The organism is Sorangium sp. So ce1036 (assembly GCF_051369805.1).
In the GTDB taxonomy this organism is placed as follows: domain Bacteria; phylum Myxococcota_A; class Polyangia; order Polyangiales; family Polyangiaceae; genus Sorangium; species Sorangium cellulosum_F.
In genome coordinates, this window is sequence record NZ_JBBMOX010000001.1 from 7,582,823 (window position 1) to 7,602,326 (window position 19,504).

Sequence of the window (19,504 nt, forward strand, 5' to 3'; positions counted from 1 at the left end):
GGAAGTCGGGGGTCACACTTCGTGTCCACTCCGAGTGCCTCACGAGCGAGGTGTTCGGCTCGCTGAAATGTGACTGTCACGAGCAGCTTGAGGCGGCGATGGCCGAAATCGGCCGGTATGGGCTTGGAGTCGTCCTCCATCTCAGGCAGGAGGGACGCGGGATCGGCCTCGCAAACAAGATCCGTGCCTATGAGCTGCAATCGTTCGGGCACGACACGATCGACACGAACCGGCTCCTCGGGCTCCCCGATGATCCCCGGGGGTATGAGCCCGCCGCCGCGATGATCGAGCACCTGGGCATCGAGTCGATCCGGCTCCTCACGAACAACCCCCACAAGTTGCCTGGTTGCCGGCTTGCTACGCGCTCGTCTACGCCTCCCTCGCGCCGCTCCTCGGCCCCTTGTCGGACCGGTTCGGCCGTAAGCCCCTGTTGATTCCAGGCCTCATCGGATTCGGCGCTTCAGCCGTCTCCATCGCCCTCGCGCCCACCTTTGCGTCTGCTCTCGCGGGCGGCGTCTGCGGAGGCATCTGCGCTGCCGCTGTCCAGCCGAACGCGCTGGCCATCATCAACGACAACGTCGAGGAGGAGGCCCAGCCGGCGGCGACGGGCCGCGTCTTCATGGGACTGACGATCAGCTTCGTCGTCGTGCCGGTCGTCAGCGCGCTGCTCGCCGCGCGGGTCGACTGGCGAGCGGCGTATCTCCTCATCGGGGCAGCGTCGCTCGTGGCAGCCGTCCTGGTAGGGCGGATGTCCGTTCGCCGCGCCATCGCCAGGAACGTCGGGTTCTGGAGGACATTCCGAGAAGCGCTCACCATTTACAGCGTCCGGCGACGGCTCGCCGCAAGCTTCCTGTGGCTCGGGCTCTCGATCGGCGTCACCACGGTCCTGGCGGAGGTCTTGCGTCGTCGCTTCCACCTGCAGACCGAATCCATAGGCATCATGGTCGGCGCGTTTGGGCTCGCGACGGTGATAGGGAATTCATTGATCGGCCGAACGGAGAGGCTCGCCGGCTCGCGCTCGCGGGTCGTCGCCGGCGGCATCATCGCGACGATCGCCGGATGTCTGGTGGTGGGCGTGCTCCCGCCATTCTCGCTGCCGACGGCCGCGCTGGCACGGATTGTCTGGGCGCTGGGGTACGGCATCGCAGGCCCTGTCCATCACTCCGGCCTGGTGCAGATCGCCCTCCATGTCCGAGGCACCATCACCGCGCTGAACGCGAGCCTCCTGAACTTCGGCATCGTCATCGTTGCCTTCTGCGCCGGGCGCTTCTTCGACGATCTCGGCGTCGAGGTCGTCGTCGGCGTGGCGGTCATCGGAATGCTGAGCGCGCTCGCGTTGCTGTTGACCGTCCGGCCAGCGCCCAGCCCTCGTGCCAGCGCGTCGTCCGACTCCCTGGGATCTCGCCCGCAGCTCTCCCGCCGCTGAGGGCGACCTGCTCGCCGCGGCTCGGTCCCGCTCGGGGTCGGGGCGCGCATGCGGCCGCCGGTGCGCTCATCGACGGCCGGTTGGTTGAGGACGTGGAGTCCGAAGGTGTTCACGAGCGGCTCGTTGCCTGGCGCAGCCACCCCCTGCCGGGATTGGCTGAGCTCACGCGGCGGCTTCGTCCTCGGCTCCGACGTGAAGCACGCCCGCCGGACATCATGTTCGAGGCCGCCTCGTTCCCCCGCGCGGCGGGACGACCGGACCGGGAGCGCGCCGCGCGACGCTCAGCCTGGCCCTCGCGGAGCCCTCGCGGCGGCGGTTGCCACCGCCGCCTCGGCCTCCGCGGCGAGGCACGCCTCGAACCCCTCGCGGTAGCTCGGGTAGCGCAGCGCCACGCCGAGGACGCGCTGGATCTTCGCGCTGTCCACGGCGCGGTCGTGGCGGAGCGTCTCGTGCACCGCGTCCCGCGGCGCGCTCGCCGGTAGCTCCAGGCCGAGCCGCGCGCACAGCCAACGGACGACCTCGATCTGCGGCACCGGCGCGTCGTCGGCGACCACGAAGACCTCGCCGGGGGAGGCGCGATCCAGGGCGGCGAGCGCGAGGCGCGCGAGGTCCTCGACATGGACGCGCGACACGACGTTCCTGCCCTGCTGCGCGCCCTCGCCGGTCATGCGAAAATCGCCGCGCAGGAGCCGCAGGTGCAGGCCGCGGCCCGGGCCGTAGATGCCCGCGGCGCGCAGCGCGACGGCGCCGCGCTCGCGGTACACGGCCTCGGCCGCGAGGCGCGCCGCGGCGCGGGGGCTGGCGGCCGACGTGGGCGTCGCCTCGTCGATGCGCCCGGTCGCGTCGCCGTACACGGCGGTGGACGAGACGTACGCGATCGCGCGCGCCCGGGAGAGCGAGGGCGCGATGGCGGCGTCGGTCGCGCCGTCGGGCGGGAAGGCGACGAGCACGTCCGCGCCGTCCGGCACGAGCCGGTCGACGGCCCCCGGGGTGAGCGCCGGGAGGACGCTCACCTCGACGCCTCGCTGCGCGAGCTCGGCGGCGCGCTCCGGAGAGCGCGTGGTCGCGACGACGCGGCCGCCGGACGCCCTCCGCAGGCCGGCGACCACCGCGCCGGTGAAGCCGCAGCCGAGGACGAGGAGCGGGGGGGAGAGGTCGTTCATGGTCTCTGCGCCCTTCTACCAGCACCTCGCGCCTCGCGCCTCGCGCCTCGCGCATCGAAGCTCGGTGCCCACGGCCAAGGTGGCGCGCTCAAGGCTTGAAAGCGGCTGCTCGGGGAGGGGGCTCCCGCGCCGCGCGGGGAAGACGGGCCGCTATCCGCGCCCCGCCGGCGTGCCTTCTGCGGCGGGCTGCGGGCGCGGCTCGTCGCCGCCGGCCTCTGGGTCCGGCGCCGCGACGGCCACCGGGCCGGTGCGCGCCGGCGCCGCCCCGAGCGGTCGTCCGCGCTAGGATCCGCCCGCGACCGTGGGACATCAACATCACTTCCTGTCCAGGCTCGATCGCGTCTCGCTTTCTCACGTCGAGCTCGCGCTCACGCTCTACCGCGATCACGGCCTCGTCCAGTACCTCCTCCGCTGCGCGAAGCTCCCGGGCGGCGCAGAGCGGGTCGCGATCTCGCTTGACGATCCCACGCGCGGGCCGTTCCTCGTCGTCACGCGCGAGGGGCGCTTCGTGACCTGCCTAGGCGCCGGGATGCGCGCGGGCGACCTCCCGATCATCACCCGCGGACAGCTCGACGGGCTCACCGCGAAGGTCGCGGATCTGCGCGCGCGCATGGCCGCGGCGAGCGCGCTCGCCGGGCCGAGGGGGCACACGGCGCAGCTCCTCGACCGCATCTTCCACGCCGGCCCGGACCTGTCGCGCGAGGAGTTCGTGGGCATCTCGGCCTTCCAGCCGCTCTTCGGCTTCGAGTTCCTGCGCGCCTTCTTCGGCGCGGTGACCGAGCTCGATGAGCTGCGCGGCGCGCTCCTCCGCATCAGGCATCGGGAGCGCGCGCTGACGCCCTTGCTCCGGCGGTACTGGGACCTATTCTGGGCCATCGGGCACCTCGCGGTCCTCGCGTTCATGGACGGTCGCGCGCTCCTCGCGTCGCTCCCGGAGCAGCTCGATCTATCGAGCTCCTGCCTCGCGTGGGGCGCCTCGCGCCAGGGGAGCGTCGCCCTCGCCCTGCGCGGGTTCTGGGGCGTCGCGAAGGTCGGCAAGGCGCAGCTCCGCGCCTGCAAGACGGCGTTCGACGAGGCCGCATCGCAGCTCCGGCTCGTGACCAGTGCCGGGAGCCTGATCGCGCTCGGCGTGGGTCATGCCAGGCTCCGCGCCGAGGTGCGGAAGGTGCTATCGGCGCCGCGGGATCTCTCCAGGGCCCATTTCCCGGAGGCGCTCCTTACCCTCTTCCAGAGCACCGCCGAGGCGGCGTTCGACGAGCCCGAATCGGCGGCCACCATGCAGCGGAGCCTCGGGGCGCGGATGGCCGTCTCGCTCACCCGCGGGCTCGCCGCGGGCGACCCGCTGCGCTTCGAGCGCGAGGAAGACGTGCCCGAGGCGCTCGCCATGGCCCTTCCGGTGAACACCCGGCAGTCGTTCGTCGACGACGCGGAGGTCATGGCCCTGATGATGCTCTTCATCCCCTGGACGGCGCGCGCCGAGCCAGAGCAGCTCTTCCTTCCGCGCGAGTTCATCCGCCTCGTCCATGCCCGCTGGTCGCCGGAGGACACGATGCGGCTGCTCGCGCCGCTCCGCGAGCACTATCACCCGAAGGTCCAGGCGCGCCGCCGGGAAGGACCGTCCCGCAAGGGCCCTTGCCCGTGCGGGAGCGGCGAGAAGTACAAGCGGTGCTGCGGGAAGACCGCGTGAGCGGCCGGGGCACCTACCAGCATGAGAGCGCGACCGCGTCGCTCGCCCTGATGTGGACCCTTTGTGGACCGCCTGTATGGTCGAGTCTCAGCGCCACCTCTGGTAACCTGGTCGGCGCGGAGCGGGCGGCCGAGGCGCAGCGTGCTCGCCGCCGCCACGACGCGCTCAGCGCACGGCGATCGACGTCTTCATTTCCTACGCCCCCGCGGACCGGTCGCACCTGGAAGCGCTCGAGGCGCACCTCGCCGCCCTCAAGCGGCGAGGTCTGGTGAGCACGTGGCACCACGGCCGGATCGGCGCCGGCGCGGCGCGCGACGAGTCGATCGCGGCGGGGCTCTCCGCCGCCGAGGTGGTGGTGCTGCTGGTGAGCGAGGCGTTCCTCGCCTCGGATAGTTGCTACGAGCGGGAGCTCTGCGCCGCGCTGGAGCGGCATCGCCACGGGGCGGCGCGCGTGGTGCCGATCCTGGTGCGCGCGTGCGACCGGGAGGGCACCGCCCTGGCGGACCTCCAGGCGCTGCCGCAGAGCGGCGCGGCGGTGACGAGTTGGGCGAACCCGGATGAGGCCTGGAGCGAGGTGGTCCGGGGCATCCGCGCGGCCGTGGAGGAAGCCGCCGTGAGCGCGCGGCCGGAGGCGGGGCCCGCCAGGGTAGCGCCGATGAGCGCGCTCGCGGCGCCCCTGCGCGAGGCCGAGGGGGCGATCCGCGCGATCGACAGGCAGCTCGCCGTGGCGCAGAAGCGGCGGGTGCGGCTCAGGGCCGCGGGCGCGAGCACCGCGGAGGTGGACCAGGAAATCGTCGACCTCCGTCGCAAGCGCCGGGAAGGCGGCCAGCTCCACGTGGGCGAAGAGCTCAGCGAGGGCCGGTGCCTGCTGCTGGAGCGGATCGGCCGCGGCGGGTTCGCGACCGTGTGGCGTGCGCTCGACGCGGGGCGTGCGATGACGGGCGCAGCCTGGGGGACTACGCGTGGCAGCGTGAAAACAGCCAAAACCGGGCTCGGCGAGCCGGATCGGATACAAGACGAATTACCAGAACGAGCACCTCGGCTTCCGCTGCGCTGGCCCCGCCCGTTGGAAAGGATGATCCTGAGCGTTCGCCGCCCTCATCCACTCGCCTGTCTCGTATACCGGTGCTTCACCCCGAGCGGGAAGTACTCCGGATCCCCCGCCGCCCGCAGCGTCACCCGCGGCGCGCGCTTCCCCGCCGGCACGTAGCTCCTGAACTCGCTGTTCAGCCGGACGAGGTGCTCCTCGATCGACCGCGCCGCCGCCTCGCGCCGCGCGTCGCTCTCCCCTTCCCCCGGCGCGAGCTCGACCACCACCGACAGGTACGTCTCCCTGTCCGCCCCCTCGCGCACCTCCAGCACGAACTTCCCCGTCACCCACTCCTTGATGCCGGGCTGCTCGATGCCCACCACCACGTTCTCCGGGTAGATGTTGGCCCCGAAATACGACACCGTGAAATCCGAGCGCCCGAACACGTAGACGAACGGGAGCTCCCGGGCGCCGCGCGCGCCGTCGAGCTCCCGCCGCGGCTCGAAGCCGAACCCCGCGAGGGCCGCCATCATGTCCGCATGGGAGTAGACGCCGCCGCTGTCGAGGATCGCGTAGCGGACCAGCGGAATGCCGTTCTCGCCCGAGAAGAGGAGCATCCCCTCGCGCTGCTCGAAGAGCCGCGCCGCCGGGTCGTACTGCACCAGCGTCGGCAGCCGGTCCTGCCCGAAGAGGGCGCGCGCGGCGTCCGGGTTGCCGGCGAGGAACCTGCGGATCGCGACGCTGAGCGGCGTCTCGTTGCCCAGCACGCCGGCGTCCGCCGTCCCGTAGAGAGATGCCGAGTCGTAACAGGGCGAGGTCGACCCGACGCGCTCGCCGACCAGGCTCCGCCACTCCTCGCTGAACACCTCGCCGGCCATCACGAGCTTGATCCGCAGCGGCGCCCAGTCGATCCCCCGCGCCCGGCCCGTGTCGATGACGTCCTTCAGGAAGGGTGGATAGCCGAGCAAGACGACCTGCTCGAACGCCGGCCCCAGATCGAGGACGACACGGTAGATCTCCTCCTTGTTGTTGCCCGGCGTCACCACCGTGATCGGATATCCCTTCGCCGCGAGGTGCCTGCAGCATGCGGCCGTGTACATGCCGCCGACCCACGACCCGAGCGCGAAGCTCACGACCGCGAGCGTGCGGCGCGCGTCGGCCCGGAAGCTGTCGTGAAACACCTGCTCGAACCGAAAGGCCACCGGGAGCTCGTCCGTGAGCGAGCGCGGCCAGAACGTCGGCTTGCCCGTCGACCCCGACGAGACGGCGACCATGTCGCAGGACTCGACCCGCCCACCCCGGCACAGATCCGCGATCGGGTGCCGGAGGATGTAGTTCTGCTTCGTGATCACCGGGAGCGCCGCGAAATCCGCGGGGGTCCGGACCGCCGCAGCATCGACGCCGTGCTCCTCGAGGAAGCGGCGATACGCCGGCACGGTCGCCGCGACGTCGTGAAACAGGGCGAGCGCGCTCGCCGCCGGATCGGCCTCGCGGTGCCGCGACAGCGCCGCGTCGAGCGGCGTGCTCAGGAACGCGTCGAGCGCCGATAGAACCCGCCTGGATCGATCCTCTCGCATCATGGTCCCCTCCTCCGCCGGCCCGGATCGCCCGGCGCAGCGCGCGGGTCGGCTCGCCAGCGCCCCCGCGTCGCGGCGGAGCTCCGCCGAGCACGACGACGCGCACGCGCGGCAATCTATCACCGCCGCAGGTGGGGACGCCGCCGGACCGCGGCGCGGGCGGAGCGGGCGGCCGCCGGCGCGCCGGCCGCGCCCCGGCCGCGCCCCGGTCGTGCTAGACAGCGGGCCGTGCCGTTCTCCCATATCCTCGGCCAGGACACCGCGATCGGCACGCTCGAGCGAGCGCTCAGGGCGGGTCGCGTGCACCACGCCTACCGCTTCGAGGGCCCGCCCGGCGTCGGCAAGGAGCTCGCGGCCGTCGCGCTCGCGCAGGCGCTCGTGTGCACCGCGGGCGACCCGCTCGGCTGCGGCCGCTGCGACGCCTGCCGGCGCGCGGCGGCGCGCTCCGCCGGGCGCCCCGCGTCGCCGCTCCACCCCGACGTGCAGATCGTCGCGAAGAACTTCTACCCCGCCGCCGTGATCGGCCGGAGCCGCGACGAGCTGACCGAGATCTCGGTCGACCAGATCCGCTCCATCGTGCTCGCCCACGCCGCCTACCCTCCCCACGAGGGGCGCGCGCGCGTGTTCATCGTCCGCGACGCCGAGGACCTCAGCGTCGGCGCCGCGAACGCGCTCCTCAAGACGCTCGAGGAGCCGCGGCAGGGGACCCACTTCGTCCTGCTCACCTCGCGCGGCGATCGCCTGCTCAACACGATCCGCTCCCGCACCCTGCCCGTCCGCTTCGCCCCGCTCTCGGAGCCGATCGTCCGCGGCGTCCTCCGCGACCACGGCGTGCCGGAGGAGCGGCACGACCTCGCCGTGGAGCTCGCGGCCGGCAGCGCCTCCACGGCGCTCGAGCTCGCGGACGACGAGCAGACCGCCTCGCGCGACGCGTTCGTGAAGAGCGTCCTCACGGCCGCCGCCGCCCGGGATCTCGGGCCCGCCGTCGCGTTCGCGGAGTCGATGGACCGCGACAAGGGCGCCCTCAAGGACTACCTCCGCGCGCTCGGCGCCGCGCTCGCCCGCGAGGCCCGCGCCGCGGTCGCGGCCGATCCGAGGAGCGCCGGCCTCGCGGCCCGGCGCTACGCGGCCGTCTCCCGCGCCGTGGTGCACCTCGAGCGCAACGCCTCGCCGGGCCTCGCGATGGCGTCGCTGATCGCCGAGCTGCGCGGCGCGGGCTAGCGCGCCGGCTCGCGGGCGGGGCCGCCGGCGTCAGCCCTCGCCGCCGCCGCCGAGCCGCTCGTAGCCCGCGCCGTCGATGCGCCGCCCGGACCAGGCGTGGATCCGCCCCTCGCTCGCGAGCACCACGGCCGCGTCGTGCCCGCCCCCCTCGTACAGGGCGATGATCCCCGCGTCCCCCAGCGGAGGCGCGCCCTGCCCCACGCGCTCGAGCGTGACCGGCAGGCGCGCCCGCCGCCGCAGGGTCATGCCCGCGATCTCCAGCGTGGCCGGCGGCTCGTCCGGCGCGTCGACCTCCGCGGGCAGGAGCCACAGGATCTCGCGGCGCGGCTCGGGGAAGGTCACCACCGCGCCCTGCGCTGCCCCCTCGGGCGCGAGGAACACCACGGCGACGAGCTCGCCTCGCTCGCGCGCGACGAGCGCGCCCGCGAGCCAGCGCTCCTCGCTGCCGACCAGGACCACGTCGCCGAGCGCGAACGGCAGCTCGTCCCACGGCGCGCCCCCGGGGGCGCCGCTGGCCGCGCGCAGCGCTTCCTCGCCCGTCGCCCCCTCTGCCTCCCGGTCGCGGCGCGACGCGAGGTAGCCCACGGTCGCGGCCACCGCCGCGGCCGCCGCGGCCAGCAGCGTCAGGCTCATCGCGCGCCACCGCGGGGCGGCGCCGCGCGCGCGATGGCCTCGTGGAGCGCCCGCGCCCGCGCGCTCACCTCGTCGAGGGCGCCCCGGCCGCCCTGCTCGGGCAGGAGCGCCGCGATGACCGCGGCGACGGCGCAGAGCGCGCCGACCTCGGGCGCCCGCTCCAGCGAGATGCCGCCGATCGCCACGACCGGGAGCCCCGGCCGCGCCCGCTCGACCTGGGCGCACAGCGACGCGAGCGCGCCGAGGCCGACCACGGCGTCCGGGCGCTCCTTGCTGGAGGTCGCGAAGATCGGCCCGACCGCGACGTAGTCGAGCGGCTCTCGCAGCGCGGCCTCGAGCTGCGCGGGCGTGTGGGTGGAGAGCCCGACGCGCAGGGGGGCGCCGGCGCGCCGGGCCAGGCTGCGCACGGCCGGCACGGGGAGATCGTCCTGGCCGACGTGCACGCCGTCGCAGCGCGCGAGCAGCGCGAGGTCCGCCCGGTCGTTCGCGAACAGCGGCACGCCCGCGCGCGCCGCGAGCGGCTGGATCGCGCGGAGGAGCGAGAGCGTGCGCGCCGCGCCGCCCTGCTTGTCGCGCAGCTGGACGGCGGCGGGGCGCGCGTCGAGGACGGCCTCGGCGAACGCCGCCGGATCGAGCCCGCGACGCGCGAGCGAGTCGGTGTCGACGATGGCGTACAGACCGCGCATGGTCACGCTTCGAGCCGCCGGAGGGCGCCTCGACCCGCCGAGGGCCCCAGGCTCGCCGGGTACGCTAAGGTTGACGCCCCCAGAAAGAAAGCGGAAGCGTTCGCTCCGGAACGGATCCCCCATGCGCACACGTCTCGTCCGGATCGCCTGTCTGTTTGCGTCGGCCGCGCCGGCGGCGTCGATCGCGGCGGCCGCCATGGCCGCGCTGGGGGTCGCGTCGATCCCGGCGCGGGCGGAGGCGAAGCCGACCTCCTCGCCGGCCGTGGAGGTGTCGAACGCCCCGCCGGAGACGCCGAACGCCGCGCCGCCGGGGGCGCCGAGGGCCGCGCCGCCGGGGGCGCCGAGGGCCGCGCCGCCGGGGGCGCCGAGGGCCGCGCCGCTGGGGGCACCGAGGGCCGCGCCGCCGGGGGCGCCGAAGGCCGGCTCCGCCTCTCCGCCTGCGGGGGCCAGGGCCACCGCATCGAGGGCGAGCGCGAAGAAGGCGAAGGCGCCGGAGCCCCCGCCCCTTCCGCCGGCACCGGCGCGCGTCTGGCTCATCGCGCCCACGCCTCGCGGGCCGTGGACGCTGCGGATCGACAACGAGGGGGATCGCCCGATGCGCATCCCGGCGGACGTGCGTTTGCTGCGCCTGGAGATCGACACGTTCGACCAGCGAAAGAAGAAGACGTTCCGCTGCGCCGCGCCCGCGGGGCTCAAGCCGAGCGGCTTCCCCGAGCGGCGCGCGCTCCTGCTCGCGCCCGGGCAATCGTTCATCGAGCGCTTCGACCCGCGCCTGCTCTGCTTCGGCAAGGACGAGGCCGCGCTCACCGGCGGCGCGGTGGTGAGGGCCTGGTACGGGTGGGGGCCGCCGCCCAGGTGGTCGAGGAAGCCCCCCGCCGCGCCGTTCGCCGCGGAGTCGACGGAAAATCCCCCGGCGTTCGCTCCAGCGGTCGGGCTCGCGGCGCCGACCATGGTGCTGAGCCACGGACGGCCCCCGGCCCGAGCGGCTGCCGCGACCGACCCGGCCGGCGGCGCCGAACCGCATCCGGACGCGGACGACAAGGGAGATCAATCCGCGGCCGACAGGTCGGCTCCGTCCGCGGCCGACAAGCCGGCTCCTCCGACGACCGACAAGCCGGCTCCTCCGACGACCGACGAGGCTGCTCCGCCCGAGGCCGACAGGGGCGCGCATCCGGCCGCCAGGGAGCATGCGCCGCCCGACAGGAGCCGCGTCACGGCCTCATCGAACGGACCGATCGTGGACGCCAACGCCCCGCGCCTGGAGCTCACGAGCGAGCCCTGGTCCGACGCGGCGAGCCCTCGCTCGATCGTCATCCGGGTGAGGGCCAGGAACGCTGGCAGACGCCCCATGACAGTCGCCCTCCGTCCACGCATGCTCGAGTTCCGGGTGGACGGCCCGAACGGCACGACGGTGTGCCAGGCGTCTCCTCCGACGAACGCGATCCCGCGTGACATGTACAGGACGCTGAAGCCGGGCGCGTCGAGCAGCATGTCAGTCCTCCTCAAGGAGGCCTGTCCTGGCAATACGTTCGACCGGGAGGGTCTCTACGAGGTCACGGCCACGCTGCACGCGAACGAATCGGGCAGCGGCGTCGGCCTGGACGCCTACACGGCCGTCGTGCCCGCCAAGAGCAGCACGCTCCTCCGCGTGAAGAGCGCGCCGGGGCCGTTCTACTCGGCCGCGCCGCGGGCCGTGCCGACGCCGGCGCCAAAAGGCAGCGAGGCGCCGGAGCACGACCCGGAACACGATAACGAGTGAACAGGCCGGCTCCCTCGGGAGCCCGGCCCGTTCACCATCCCCCGCCCCACGATCCCCCCCGGGCGGCGCGGCAGAGACCTCCTGCCCGGCCAGCCAGGCCCGACCCCGGACGACGCGCGCCTAGACCGGGATGATCCCCCGCTTCTTCTGCGGCCGCTCGACGTGCTTCTTCCGCGCGAGATCGAGCCCCCACGCGATCACCCTGCGCGTGTCCCGCGGGTCGATGACGTCATCGATGAGCCCCCAGCCGGCGACCTTCATCACGTCGATGTTCTTCTGGATCATGTCCACGAGCCCTTGCTTCACCTCGGGCGGCGGCGGCGCGTCCCCGAACATCTTCTTCGCCGCGATCCCGAGCATCCCCTCCGGGCCCATCACGCTGATCTCCGCGGTCGGCCACCCGACGATGAGATCAGGCTCGTACGCGCGCCCGCACATCACGTAATAGCCCGCGCCGTACGCCTTGCGCACGACCACCGTGATCTTGGGCACGGTCGCCGCCGCCATGACATGCAGCATCTTCGCCCCGTGGCGGATGATCCCCTCGTGCTCGACCTTCGACCCGATCATGAACCCGGGCACGTCCTGCAGGAACACGAGGGGGATGTTGAACGCGTCGCAGATCTGCATGAAGCGCGCGGCCTTGTCGGACGCGTCCACGTCGAGGATGCCGCCCATGTGGCTCGGCTGGTTCGCCACGACGCCGACGCTCTGCCCGCCGATGCGCGCGAGGCAGGTGATGATCGAGCGCGCCCACCGCGGCTTCAGATCGAGCCACTCGCCATGATCGACGATGGCCCCGATCAGCCTGTACATGTCGTACGCGCGCCGCGAGCTCTCCGGCAACAGATCGAGCAGCGACTCCTCTCGCCGCTCGACAGGGTCCGTGACCGGGAGGCGCGGGGGCTCCTCGTCGCAGCTCGAAGGGAAGAACGAGAGATAACGCCTCACCGCGGCGAGGCACTCGGCGTCGCTCGGGTACTCCGCGTCGGCCACGCCGCTCTTCGTGGCGTGCACCCGGCTCCCGCCGAGCTCCTGCTCCGAGATGTCCTCGCCCGTCATCGCGCGCACGAGCGGCGGGCCGCCGAGCGCCAGCGAGCCGACGTCCTTCACCATGGGCACGAAGTCCGCGAGCCCCGGAATGTAGGCCGTCCCGGCGGCGCCCGGCCCCACCATCGCGGCGACCTGCGGCACCACGCCGCTCATGTGCACCTGCTCGCGGAACAGGTGCCCCGAGCCGGCGAACAGCGAGACGGTGTCCGGGTGCATCGAGGCGGGATCGATGCGCGCCCCGCCCGAGTCGATGAACCACACCATCGGCCAGCGCCCGCGGAGCGCCATCTGCCGGAGCCGCGTCACCTTCTCCTCGCCGGTCTGGCCGATGCTGCCGCCCTTCACCGTGAAGTCGTACGCCGCCGCGCACACCATCCGGCCGTCGACCTTGCCGAACGCGCACACCACCGCGTCCGCGGGCGGCCGGTCCCTCCCGTCCGGCCCGGCCGCGAGCCCCATCTGCGTGCCGTGCATCCCCACCTCGAAGTGCACGCCGTCGTCGAAGAACGCCGCGAGCCGCTCCCGCGCGGTCATCTTCCCGCGGGCGCGCTGCCGCGCCACCCGCTCCTCCCCGCCCATCCGCCGCACCGCCTCGCGGCGCGCCTCGAGATCCTTCACGAGCTCTCGCATGTTCACGGGCCACCCCTTTCTACTTGCCCGACCAGCGGGGCCTTCGCTTCTCGAGAAAGGCCATGACCCCCTCGCGCGCGTCGTCCGTCGCGAGGCAGCCGGCGAGCCGCTCGCGCAGGAGCGGCAGCGCCGACTCGAGGTCGAGATCGTCCTGCGCCGCGAACGCCTCGAGCCCGAGCCGCACCGTGATCGGGCTCTTCGCGGCGATGGCGGAGGTCACCGCGTCGACGGCCGCGTCGAGCGCGTCGGGCTCCACCGCCTTGTTGAGCAGGCCGCACTGGACGGCCTCGTCGGCGTCGATGCGCTCCCCGAAGAACATCATCTCGAGCAGCCTGCGGCGGCTCACGTGCCGCTGCAGCACCGCCATGATCATCATCGGGAACAGGCCGACGTTGATCTCCGGCGTCCCGAGCTTCGCGCCGCGGGCGCCGATCGCGAAGTGCGACGCGGCGACGAGCCCGAGCCCGCCGCCCAGCGCGTGCCCGTTCACCCGCGCCACGACGGGCTTCGTCGCGTTCGCGAGGGCGAGCAGGAGATCGGCGTAGTCGCCCTTCGGCTCGAGCGCGGGCGCCCCCTCCGCGCCCGCCATCTGCGCGAAGTCGCCGCCCGCGCAGAACGCGTCGCCCGCGCCGGTCAGCACCACCGAGCGCACCGCGTCGTCCGCCATCCCGGCCTCGAGCGCGTGGAGGAGCTCGTTCACCATGACCGGGCCGATCGCGTTCTTGCGCCACGGGTTGTTCAGCGTGAGCCGGAGGACGCCGCCCGCGGACGCCGCCTGGATCAGGGTGTACGCCGGCGCCGTCACGAGGCCGCCCCCCCTGCCGGGGCCGGCGCGTCGCCCTGATGCAGGCCGAGGAGCCGCCGCGCCTCGTCGACCGTCGCCGGCCGGCGCCCGACGTCGCGCACCATGCGCACGGCGACCTCGCAGAGTTCGCCGTTGCTGCGCGCCATCTCGCCGCTCGGCAGGTAGAAGTGGTCCTCGAGCCCGCACCGCACGTTGCCGCCGAGCACGAGCGCCGCGGCCAGCATCCGCCACTGGCCGTGGCTGATCCCGATCACCTCCCACTCCGAGCCCCTCGGCATGATCTTGGTCTGGAGCTGGAGCGACTCCACGTGCGCCGGGATGCCGCCCAGCACGTTGACGATGAACGAGAACTGCAGCGGCGGCCTGAGGAGGCCCATGTCGATGAGCGGCCACACGCCCTGGGTGTGCCCCGTGTCGAAGCACTCGAGCTCGGGCTTCACGCCGGCGTCGTTCATGGCGGACAGGAGCTTGCCGATCTTCGCGTAGGTGTTCGGAAACACCATGTCGAAGTCGAAGCTCTTCCGTGCGCGCGAGTACTTCGAGTAGTTCATCGTGCCCATGTTGAGGGCCGCGATCTCGGGGCGGCTCTCGCGGAGGGTCGCGCACTGCTCGCTGACGTCGTCGAGGAGGGTGCCCGTCGAGAAGTTCAGGATCACGGGGCAGCGCTCCCGGATCTCCGCCTTGATCTCGGCGAACACGGCCGGCGAGAACGTCGGCGAGCCGTCGTCGTTGCGCGCGTGGATGTGCACCACCGCGGCCCCCGCGTCGTGGGCCCTCCTCGCCTCCTCGGCGATCTCGACGGGCGTGTACGGGATCGCCGGACACTGCTTCCGGCTGGCGAGCACCCCGGACAGCGCGCAGGTGACCACGCAGATATCGGGATCTCGCTCGTTCGGGTTTCTCGGCTCTCCGGTGAACGTCGGCCTCTCTCTCATGACCCCCTGCCTCCGTGTTACGTCCTGTCGCCGCCCTCGCCCCTCTTCTGCCCGCCCTGTCCGACGCGCGACAGCACCTGTTTCTGCAGCTTCGTCAGGATCCGGAGCAGATCGCGCAGGTCGGCGGGGCTCAGGCCGAGCAGCGCGCTCCGGAAGATCTCCATCGGCTCGACCTGGATCTCGCGGGCGAGCCGCGCGCCCTTCTCGCTGAGCCGGATGTGCACGACGCGCCGGTCGGTCTTCGAGCGTTCGCGCCGGACGAGCCCTTCCCGCTCCATCCGGTCGACGATCCCGGTCACCGTGCTGTTCTGCGCGCGGATCCGCTCCGAGAGCGTGGAGAGCGAGAGATCCTGAAACGACTCGAGCAGCTTCAGGATGGTGAGCTGAGGTCCGGTGAGGCCGAACTCGCTCGCCATGCCCTTCGTGAGCCGGCGCGACTCCGTGTAGAGATAGATGATCATCTCCACGATGGCGTCGATCTCCGGCCTGTCGGGCGGCGGAAGGGTCGTCGTCACGATGCTTCGTGTACGAAATATTCTCCCGCGAAGGTCCCGTCAAGCGCCGGGCAGCCCGGATCTACCTGCTCTACCTGCGACGCGACGCCCGCCGCCGCGGTCTCGGCCGCCCGTCCGCCCGGATCGCCCGGATGCACCACCGGAGCGCCTCCTGGAGGTCCCGGTGCACCTGCACGGAGGAGAGATCGAACCCGAGCGACGACGCCGTCTGCGCGACCTGGGGCTGCACCCCGGCCACGACCCCTTGCGCGCCGAGCAGCTCGATCGTCTGCAGCATGCCGATGAGGTGCTGCGCGGTGGCCGCGTCGACCTCCTCGACCCCCGTCACCTCGACGATCGCGTACCGCGACTTCGTCTCGACGATCGCCCGCAAGAGCTTCTCCGTGATCTCGGAGGCGCGGAGGCGATCGATGCTGCCCACGAGCGGCAGCACGAGCACGCTGTCCCAGACCTGGATGATCGGCGTCGACAGCGTCTGGATCGCGCACTCCTGCCGCTGGATCACCTCGCGCAGCGACTCCTGCTGCTCGATCACCTCGCGCAGCGACTCCTCGGCGCGCTTGCGCTCCAGCGTGATCGCGAACATCTCGCCCACGACCTGGAGCAGCGCCCGGATGCTCTTGTCCCACGTCCGGTGCGCGCGGACGGCGTCGAGCCCCACGACCCCGATCAGCCGGCCCGCGTACGCCGCCGGCATCCGGACGAGCGACACGATCCCGAGCTCCGAGAACGCCCGCCGCTCGCGCTCGGCCTCATCGGGCAGCTCGGAGACGCGCGGGACGTCGCACAGCTCGAGGCGGAACAGCCGCTCCGTCAGCCACGGAACCGCGTCCCTGGCGATGACGGCGCGCTCCGAGAGCAGGGAGGGCACCCCCCCGGCGCACCACTCGTGCGTCCTCAGGAACCGCCGCCCGTCCTCCGAGAGGAGGAACAGGCTCGCCCGGTCCGCGCGCAGGGCCTTGCCGAGCTCCGCGAGCGCCGCGTGAAAACCGCGATCGATGTCCGCGAGCTTCACGTTGACGAAGTGCGCCGAGATCGACGCGACCAGCATCTTCGTCTCGATCCGCTGCATCAGCGCCCGCTCCAGGCGCTTCTGCTTCCCCACGTTCCGCGCCCAGGCGTAGATGAGCCCCTCGCCCGGCACCGACAGGAGCGACCAGGACAGCCAGACATAGAGGCCGCTCCTGCTCCTGCATCGGTTCTCGAGCCCGAGGGAGACCGGCGCCTGCCGGAGCCGCTCCAGCTGCTCGCGGGTCGACGCGAGGTCGTCTTGATGCACGAGATCGAGGAGGTTCCGATCGACCAGATCCTCGGCGCTCAGCCCGAGCGTGCGCTCCCAGGCGCCGCTCACCCGGACGAACGATCCGTCGATCCGCAAGAGGCAGAGCGGATCGGGACAGACCGCGAAGAACCGCTCCGTGTCCGCGTGGTACGCTGGTGCGCCCATGGCAGCTCGCCCTATCCAGCCCACACCCCACGGCTAGGGTTCTTTGACATCCTCGAACGTCGTCCTCGCGGCGACATGCTCCTCGTTCAGGTTGAGGAGGATCGGCAGCGTCTCGTGCTGCCAGTCGTCGTCCAGGATCCGCCGCACGACGACCCGCCCGGGCACGAGGTTGTACACGGCGTCCACGATGTCCATGATGACGTAGAAGCCGTTCGAGTTGCAGAACCGCATCTTCACGAAATCCATCACCGTGGACGTGATCGGGTGCTGCGGCAGGACCCTCGCCAGCTCGTCGAGGTAGCTGGACAGGTACCGGTACGGGTTATCGATCCGGATGGCACCCTCGAAGGTCAGGACGAGGCGGTTGTCGTCATCGAGCCGGGCGACCGACTGAAAGACGCTCAGCCCGCCATCCGTGATTTCTCCATAGCTGAGAGCCTTCATACGCGACCTTTCGTGGAAAACATACGCAGCCTCTTCACGGGAAAGTTGCCTGGACGACGAGGGTCCCATCGACGTACTGCGTCGAGAGATGGAACTTGTTCTCGGCAGTCAGCCGTATCAGGCCGAGGCCGCCCCTGCGCCGGTCGTTGCGCCGCTCGCGCACCGTCCTGGCGAAGAGCTCCCTCGGGTCCTCCGCGGCGAAGATCTCGTCGAATACGGCCTTGACGGTTCGGTACTCTTCCGGCGTAACGCGGTTGGAAACCTTGATGAGCAATCGGTCAGGATCGATGCTCAGATCGAGCCGAACCTCGCTCTCACGCTCGGTCCCGTGCTGGATCACGTTGGTGACCAGCTCCGTGACGACCACGTTGACCTTCTGGCAGATCCGTCTGGGATAGAACCTCACCAGAAGCGCGTCCAAAAAGTTCGCGAGCAGGCCGGCCACGTCGCCCGTGATGTGATCGATCGGAGTTATATATATCGATGCACCGACCGACGTCTGCGAATGATTCTTCTCGGGCTTCATCAGGCGCACCTTCGCAGGATGATCAGTGTGATGTCGTCCGCGTCCGCCACTCGGAACCGCGTGTAGTCCTCGATGCACCGGTCGAGGATCACCTGCACCGGCTCCTCGCTGTGCTTGACGACGATTTCGTTGAGACGTTGCACGGAATAAATCTCCCCGCTCGCGTCCTGCGCCTCGAACATCCCGTCAGTGTACAAGGCGAGGACGTCATCCTCCTCGAACGGCAGCTCGAACTCGTGGAACGGCTTGATGCGAAGACCGATGAAGTTGCTCACCCGGTTGAACGAGCGAGGCGTCCCGCGACGGACAAGCAATCCGTAGCCTCCGCCCGAGACGTAGCGAAGGAATCGGTCCGTGAACATGACGAAGTTCACCGTCGCGTATCGACGGACCTCACGTAGGAACGAGTAGGCGCTCCGGTTGACCCAGTCCACGATCGCCCCCGGGCTGTCGAGCCGTTTGGTGGCGTGCGCGAACTGGGCCTTCAGGAATGCCATGATGAGCGCCGACGATACTCCGTGACCCGAGATATCGTAAACACCGATGGCGTGGCGCTCGCCGGGAAGATAGAAGAAGTCGTAGTAGTCCCCCCCAACCTGCGCCAGCTGCTTGTGGAAGATGGCCATGTCGAACGCCGACGCGATGGCGCCGCTCGCCTCGGGCAAGAGCGCGCGCTGCACCTGCCGCGCCACCGCGAGGTCGTCGTCGATGGCCCGGTTGTACCCCTCGAGCTCGTTCTCGATGCTGGTCGCGTGCTCCAGGATCGCCTCGTGAACCAGGGAGAGGTCGTCGAAGTCAAGCTTCAGCTTGTCGACGTACTCCAGGAGCGCGCTGCAGCGCTCCATGAAGTCCGTGAAGTTACCCTCCTCGCGGAGCAGCGTGTTCCACGCTTGCCGCTCCTTCACGATCGCCCTGACGGCATCCAGATTACTCTGCTTCTGTATGAAGCCTCTGGAGTGCATCGAGCTGATGTCCTTGGGTGCAGTCATGGATCGACCTGGACGCGATTCGGGTTGGACGGAGGATCCCATCCCAGCTCAATCACAGAGTATCATCTCGAAGTTCTGGTTGAACTTCTTCAAGTTGGGCAGAGACTTCCCCTGCCAGGGGATCGACTTCGACCCGCGGACGATGAGCTGGAGCTCGCCCTTCTTCCGGGTGGCGATCGCGAACTTGTACAGGACGTTGATCCCCGAGCTGTTCAGGAAGTTCAGCGCCCGGACATCGAGCGTGATGGTAGGGGGGTTCGTGGCCAGGACCTTGTCGAGCAGCTCCTCGATGGGGGCGTACTCCGTGGTCCCGCCAAGACGAAGGATCCCCTCCAGGTACACCACAACCTCAGAGGGATCGTACCAAACCCGATAGTTACCACCTTTGATTTCCATTCTCGACCTTTCGTTCAAAATAGGAATCCTGGCCATCGTCTTGATGCTGAAGCTATTGACCGAGATCGGGTCCAGCTTCCACCCAAGGCTGACCCCGTAATCATTCATGATGATGAGATACCCGAGCCCTGACCCCGCGTTCTCCGCGTCCTCGGCGTTCGCCTCCGCCTGCCGCCTGAGGAGCTCACCGGGGTCCTCCTGCGTGAGCTCCAGGAGCTTCTCGCGCAGGGAGGGCACGGCCGCGTTGGTGATCTGGTTGCTGACGAGGCACACCAGATCCTCACGCCCGATCCCGACGGTCACGGTGATGTCACCGTGTTGATTGAACTTGACGGCGTTCTCGACCAGCTCGTTCAGAACGTATCCGATGGCACCAGAGACCTCGTCCCGGCTGATGAGCCTGTCCTCGCCGTCTATCTCGGGAAAGAGCTCGCCGAAGTACTCGGCCATGAAATTCGCCGTCAGGTTACACAGGCTCCATCTCACCGCGAACGAGTCGGGATACAACGTCAGCGACATGTGCTCGCTGAACGAATCGTCTAAAGAGTAGACGCCGATGATTTCGCTCATGGTAATGCCCAG

Annotated in this window: 18 protein-coding genes and 1 pseudogene; 6 read left to right on the top strand and 13 right to left on the bottom strand. The window is 71.1% G+C overall.

From position 1 onward, the window contains the following. Nucleotides 1-8 precede the first annotated feature (8 nt). Together WMF31_RS28460 and WMF31_RS28465 are read left to right on the top strand one after the other, a co-directional pair. Nucleotides 9-434 (top strand): annotated as a pseudogene (locus WMF31_RS28460) (GTP cyclohydrolase II); the annotation flags it as partial. After that, complete coding sequence (locus WMF31_RS28465; RefSeq protein WP_436604967.1) at nucleotides 347-1,426, top strand: MFS transporter; 1,080 nt, start codon at nucleotides 347-349, stop codon at nucleotides 1,424-1,426. The pseudogene WMF31_RS28460 and the gene WMF31_RS28465, both read left to right, overlap by 88 nt. A gap of 281 nt (nucleotides 1,427-1,707) precedes the next feature. On the opposite strand, the gene WMF31_RS28470 is transcribed toward WMF31_RS28465, so the two are convergent. Then, a complete protein-coding gene (locus WMF31_RS28470) occupies nucleotides 1,708-2,589 on the bottom strand; it encodes an NAD-dependent epimerase/dehydratase family protein (RefSeq protein ID WP_436604968.1) in 882 nt (293 codons plus the stop codon). 301 nt (nucleotides 2,590-2,890) lie between these two features. Between WMF31_RS28470 and WMF31_RS28475 the strand changes: the two genes are divergently transcribed. Both WMF31_RS28475 and WMF31_RS28480 read left to right on the top strand, forming a co-directional pair. Next, nucleotides 2,891-4,276: a YecA family protein gene (locus WMF31_RS28475; RefSeq protein ID WP_436604969.1), complete on the top strand. Its 1,386-nt coding sequence runs from the start codon at nucleotides 2,891-2,893 to the stop codon at nucleotides 4,274-4,276. 190 nt (nucleotides 4,277-4,466) lie between these two features. Continuing rightward, the gene (locus WMF31_RS28480; RefSeq protein WP_436606610.1) at nucleotides 4,467-5,486 is read left to right on the top strand and encodes a toll/interleukin-1 receptor domain-containing protein; all 1,020 of its coding nucleotides are present in this window, start codon (nucleotides 4,467-4,469) and stop codon (nucleotides 5,484-5,486) included. Here the strand turns inward: WMF31_RS28480 and WMF31_RS28485 are convergent. Continuing rightward, a complete protein-coding gene (locus WMF31_RS28485) occupies nucleotides 5,375-6,886 on the bottom strand; it encodes a phenylacetate--CoA ligase family protein (RefSeq protein ID WP_436604970.1) in 1,512 nt (503 codons plus the stop codon). The two genes, WMF31_RS28480 and WMF31_RS28485, sit on opposite strands and share 112 nt — an antisense overlap. A 225-nt stretch (nucleotides 6,887-7,111) precedes the next feature. Between WMF31_RS28485 and WMF31_RS28490 the strand changes: the two genes are divergently transcribed. Further along, entirely contained in the window at nucleotides 7,112-8,104 is a 993-nt protein-coding gene (locus tag WMF31_RS28490) for an ATP-binding protein (RefSeq protein ID WP_436604971.1), read from the top strand. A gap of 30 nt (nucleotides 8,105-8,134) precedes the next feature. Here WMF31_RS28490 and WMF31_RS28495 read toward each other — a convergent pair whose 3' ends face one another. Together WMF31_RS28495 and WMF31_RS28500 are read right to left on the bottom strand one after the other, a co-directional pair. Further along, nucleotides 8,135-8,737 (bottom strand): hypothetical protein, encoded by a 603-nt coding sequence (locus WMF31_RS28495; RefSeq protein ID WP_436604972.1) that lies wholly within the window; start codon nucleotides 8,735-8,737, stop codon nucleotides 8,135-8,137. After that, nucleotides 8,734-9,423 carry a thiamine phosphate synthase gene (locus WMF31_RS28500; RefSeq protein WP_436604973.1) on the bottom strand — a complete coding sequence of 230 codons (690 nt, stop codon included), beginning with the start codon at nucleotides 9,421-9,423 and terminating at the stop codon, nucleotides 8,734-8,736. Before WMF31_RS28500 ends, WMF31_RS28495 begins: the two co-directional genes overlap by 4 nt. A gap of 121 nt (nucleotides 9,424-9,544) precedes the next feature. On the opposite strand from WMF31_RS28500, the gene WMF31_RS28505 reads away from it, so the two are divergent. Then, the gene (locus WMF31_RS28505; RefSeq protein ID WP_436604974.1) at nucleotides 9,545-11,182 is read left to right on the top strand and encodes a hypothetical protein; all 1,638 of its coding nucleotides are present in this window, start codon (nucleotides 9,545-9,547) and stop codon (nucleotides 11,180-11,182) included. Nucleotides 11,183-11,302: 120 nt separating this feature from the next. On the opposite strand, the gene WMF31_RS28510 is transcribed toward WMF31_RS28505, so the two are convergent. From WMF31_RS28510 to WMF31_RS28550, 9 genes are all read right to left on the bottom strand, one after another. Beyond that, nucleotides 11,303-12,865, bottom strand: coding sequence for an acyl-CoA carboxylase subunit beta (locus WMF31_RS28510; RefSeq protein WP_436606611.1), 1,563 nt, complete (start codon nucleotides 12,863-12,865; stop codon nucleotides 11,303-11,305). A 19-nt stretch (nucleotides 12,866-12,884) separates the two neighbouring features. Then, entirely contained in the window at nucleotides 12,885-13,670 is a 786-nt protein-coding gene (locus WMF31_RS28515; RefSeq protein ID WP_436604975.1) for an enoyl-CoA hydratase/isomerase family protein, read from the bottom strand. Further along, complete coding sequence (locus tag WMF31_RS28520) at nucleotides 13,667-14,605, bottom strand: 3-keto-5-aminohexanoate cleavage protein (RefSeq protein WP_436604976.1); 939 nt, start codon at nucleotides 14,603-14,605, stop codon at nucleotides 13,667-13,669. The genes WMF31_RS28515 and WMF31_RS28520 overlap by 4 nt, the downstream gene beginning before the upstream one ends. Before the next feature lie 17 nt (nucleotides 14,606-14,622). Beyond that, the gene (locus WMF31_RS28525) at nucleotides 14,623-15,120 is read right to left on the bottom strand and encodes a MarR family winged helix-turn-helix transcriptional regulator (RefSeq protein WP_436604977.1); all 498 of its coding nucleotides are present in this window, start codon (nucleotides 15,118-15,120) and stop codon (nucleotides 14,623-14,625) included. A gap of 70 nt (nucleotides 15,121-15,190) precedes the next feature. After that, entirely contained in the window at nucleotides 15,191-16,567 is a 1,377-nt protein-coding gene (locus WMF31_RS28530) for an STAS domain-containing protein (RefSeq protein WP_436604978.1), read from the bottom strand. A gap of 33 nt (nucleotides 16,568-16,600) precedes the next feature. Further along, the gene (locus WMF31_RS28535; RefSeq protein ID WP_129346523.1) at nucleotides 16,601-17,011 is read right to left on the bottom strand and encodes a hypothetical protein; all 411 of its coding nucleotides are present in this window, start codon (nucleotides 17,009-17,011) and stop codon (nucleotides 16,601-16,603) included. A 34-nt stretch (nucleotides 17,012-17,045) separates the two neighbouring features. Beyond that, entirely contained in the window at nucleotides 17,046-17,537 is a 492-nt protein-coding gene (locus WMF31_RS28540; protein WP_242515995.1) for an ATP-binding protein, read from the bottom strand. Next, nucleotides 17,537-18,526: a PP2C family protein-serine/threonine phosphatase gene (locus WMF31_RS28545; RefSeq protein ID WP_129346521.1), complete on the bottom strand. Its 990-nt coding sequence runs from the start codon at nucleotides 18,524-18,526 to the stop codon at nucleotides 17,537-17,539. The genes WMF31_RS28540 and WMF31_RS28545 overlap by 1 nt, the downstream gene beginning before the upstream one ends. A 48-nt stretch (nucleotides 18,527-18,574) precedes the next feature. Then, on the bottom strand, nucleotides 18,575-19,492 hold the full coding sequence (locus WMF31_RS28550) for a slr1658 superfamily regulator (RefSeq protein WP_012234413.1): 918 nt from the start codon (nucleotides 19,490-19,492) through the stop codon (nucleotides 18,575-18,577). Between the last annotated feature and the right edge of the window lie 12 nt (nucleotides 19,493-19,504).

What these genes read in the sequence shown, in the direction of transcription:
- WMF31_RS28470 (WP_436604968.1), bottom strand. Translation starts at nt 2,589, where the DNA reads ATGAACGACCTCTCCCCCCCGCTCCTCGTCCTCGGCTGCGGCTTCACC.
- WMF31_RS28485 (WP_436604970.1), bottom strand. Translation starts at nt 6,886, where the DNA reads ATGATGCGAGAGGATCGATCCAGGCGGGTTCTATCGGCGCTCGACGCG.
- WMF31_RS28495 (WP_436604972.1), bottom strand. Translation starts at nt 8,737, where the DNA reads ATGAGCCTGACGCTGCTGGCCGCGGCGGCCGCGGCGGTGGCCGCGACC.
- WMF31_RS28500 (WP_436604973.1), bottom strand. Translation starts at nt 9,423, where the DNA reads ATGCGCGGTCTGTACGCCATCGTCGACACCGACTCGCTCGCGCGTCGC.
- WMF31_RS28505 (WP_436604974.1), top strand. Translation starts at nt 9,545, where the DNA reads ATGCGCACACGTCTCGTCCGGATCGCCTGTCTGTTTGCGTCGGCCGCG.
- WMF31_RS28510 (WP_436606611.1), bottom strand. Translation starts at nt 12,865, where the DNA reads ATGCGAGAGCTCGTGAAGGATCTCGAGGCGCGCCGCGAGGCGGTGCGG.
- WMF31_RS28520 (WP_436604976.1), bottom strand. Translation starts at nt 14,605, where the DNA reads ATGAGAGAGAGGCCGACGTTCACCGGAGAGCCGAGAAACCCGAACGAG.
- WMF31_RS28530 (WP_436604978.1), bottom strand. Translation starts at nt 16,567, where the DNA reads ATGGGCGCACCAGCGTACCACGCGGACACGGAGCGGTTCTTCGCGGTC.
- WMF31_RS28535 (WP_129346523.1), bottom strand. Translation starts at nt 17,011, where the DNA reads ATGAAGGCTCTCAGCTATGGAGAAATCACGGATGGCGGGCTGAGCGTC.
- WMF31_RS28540 (WP_242515995.1), bottom strand. Translation starts at nt 17,537, where the DNA reads ATGAAGCCCGAGAAGAATCATTCGCAGACGTCGGTCGGTGCATCGATA.
- WMF31_RS28545 (WP_129346521.1), bottom strand. Translation starts at nt 18,526, where the DNA reads ATGACTGCACCCAAGGACATCAGCTCGATGCACTCCAGAGGCTTCATA.
- WMF31_RS28550 (WP_012234413.1), bottom strand. Translation starts at nt 19,492, where the DNA reads ATGAGCGAAATCATCGGCGTCTACTCTTTAGACGATTCGTTCAGCGAG.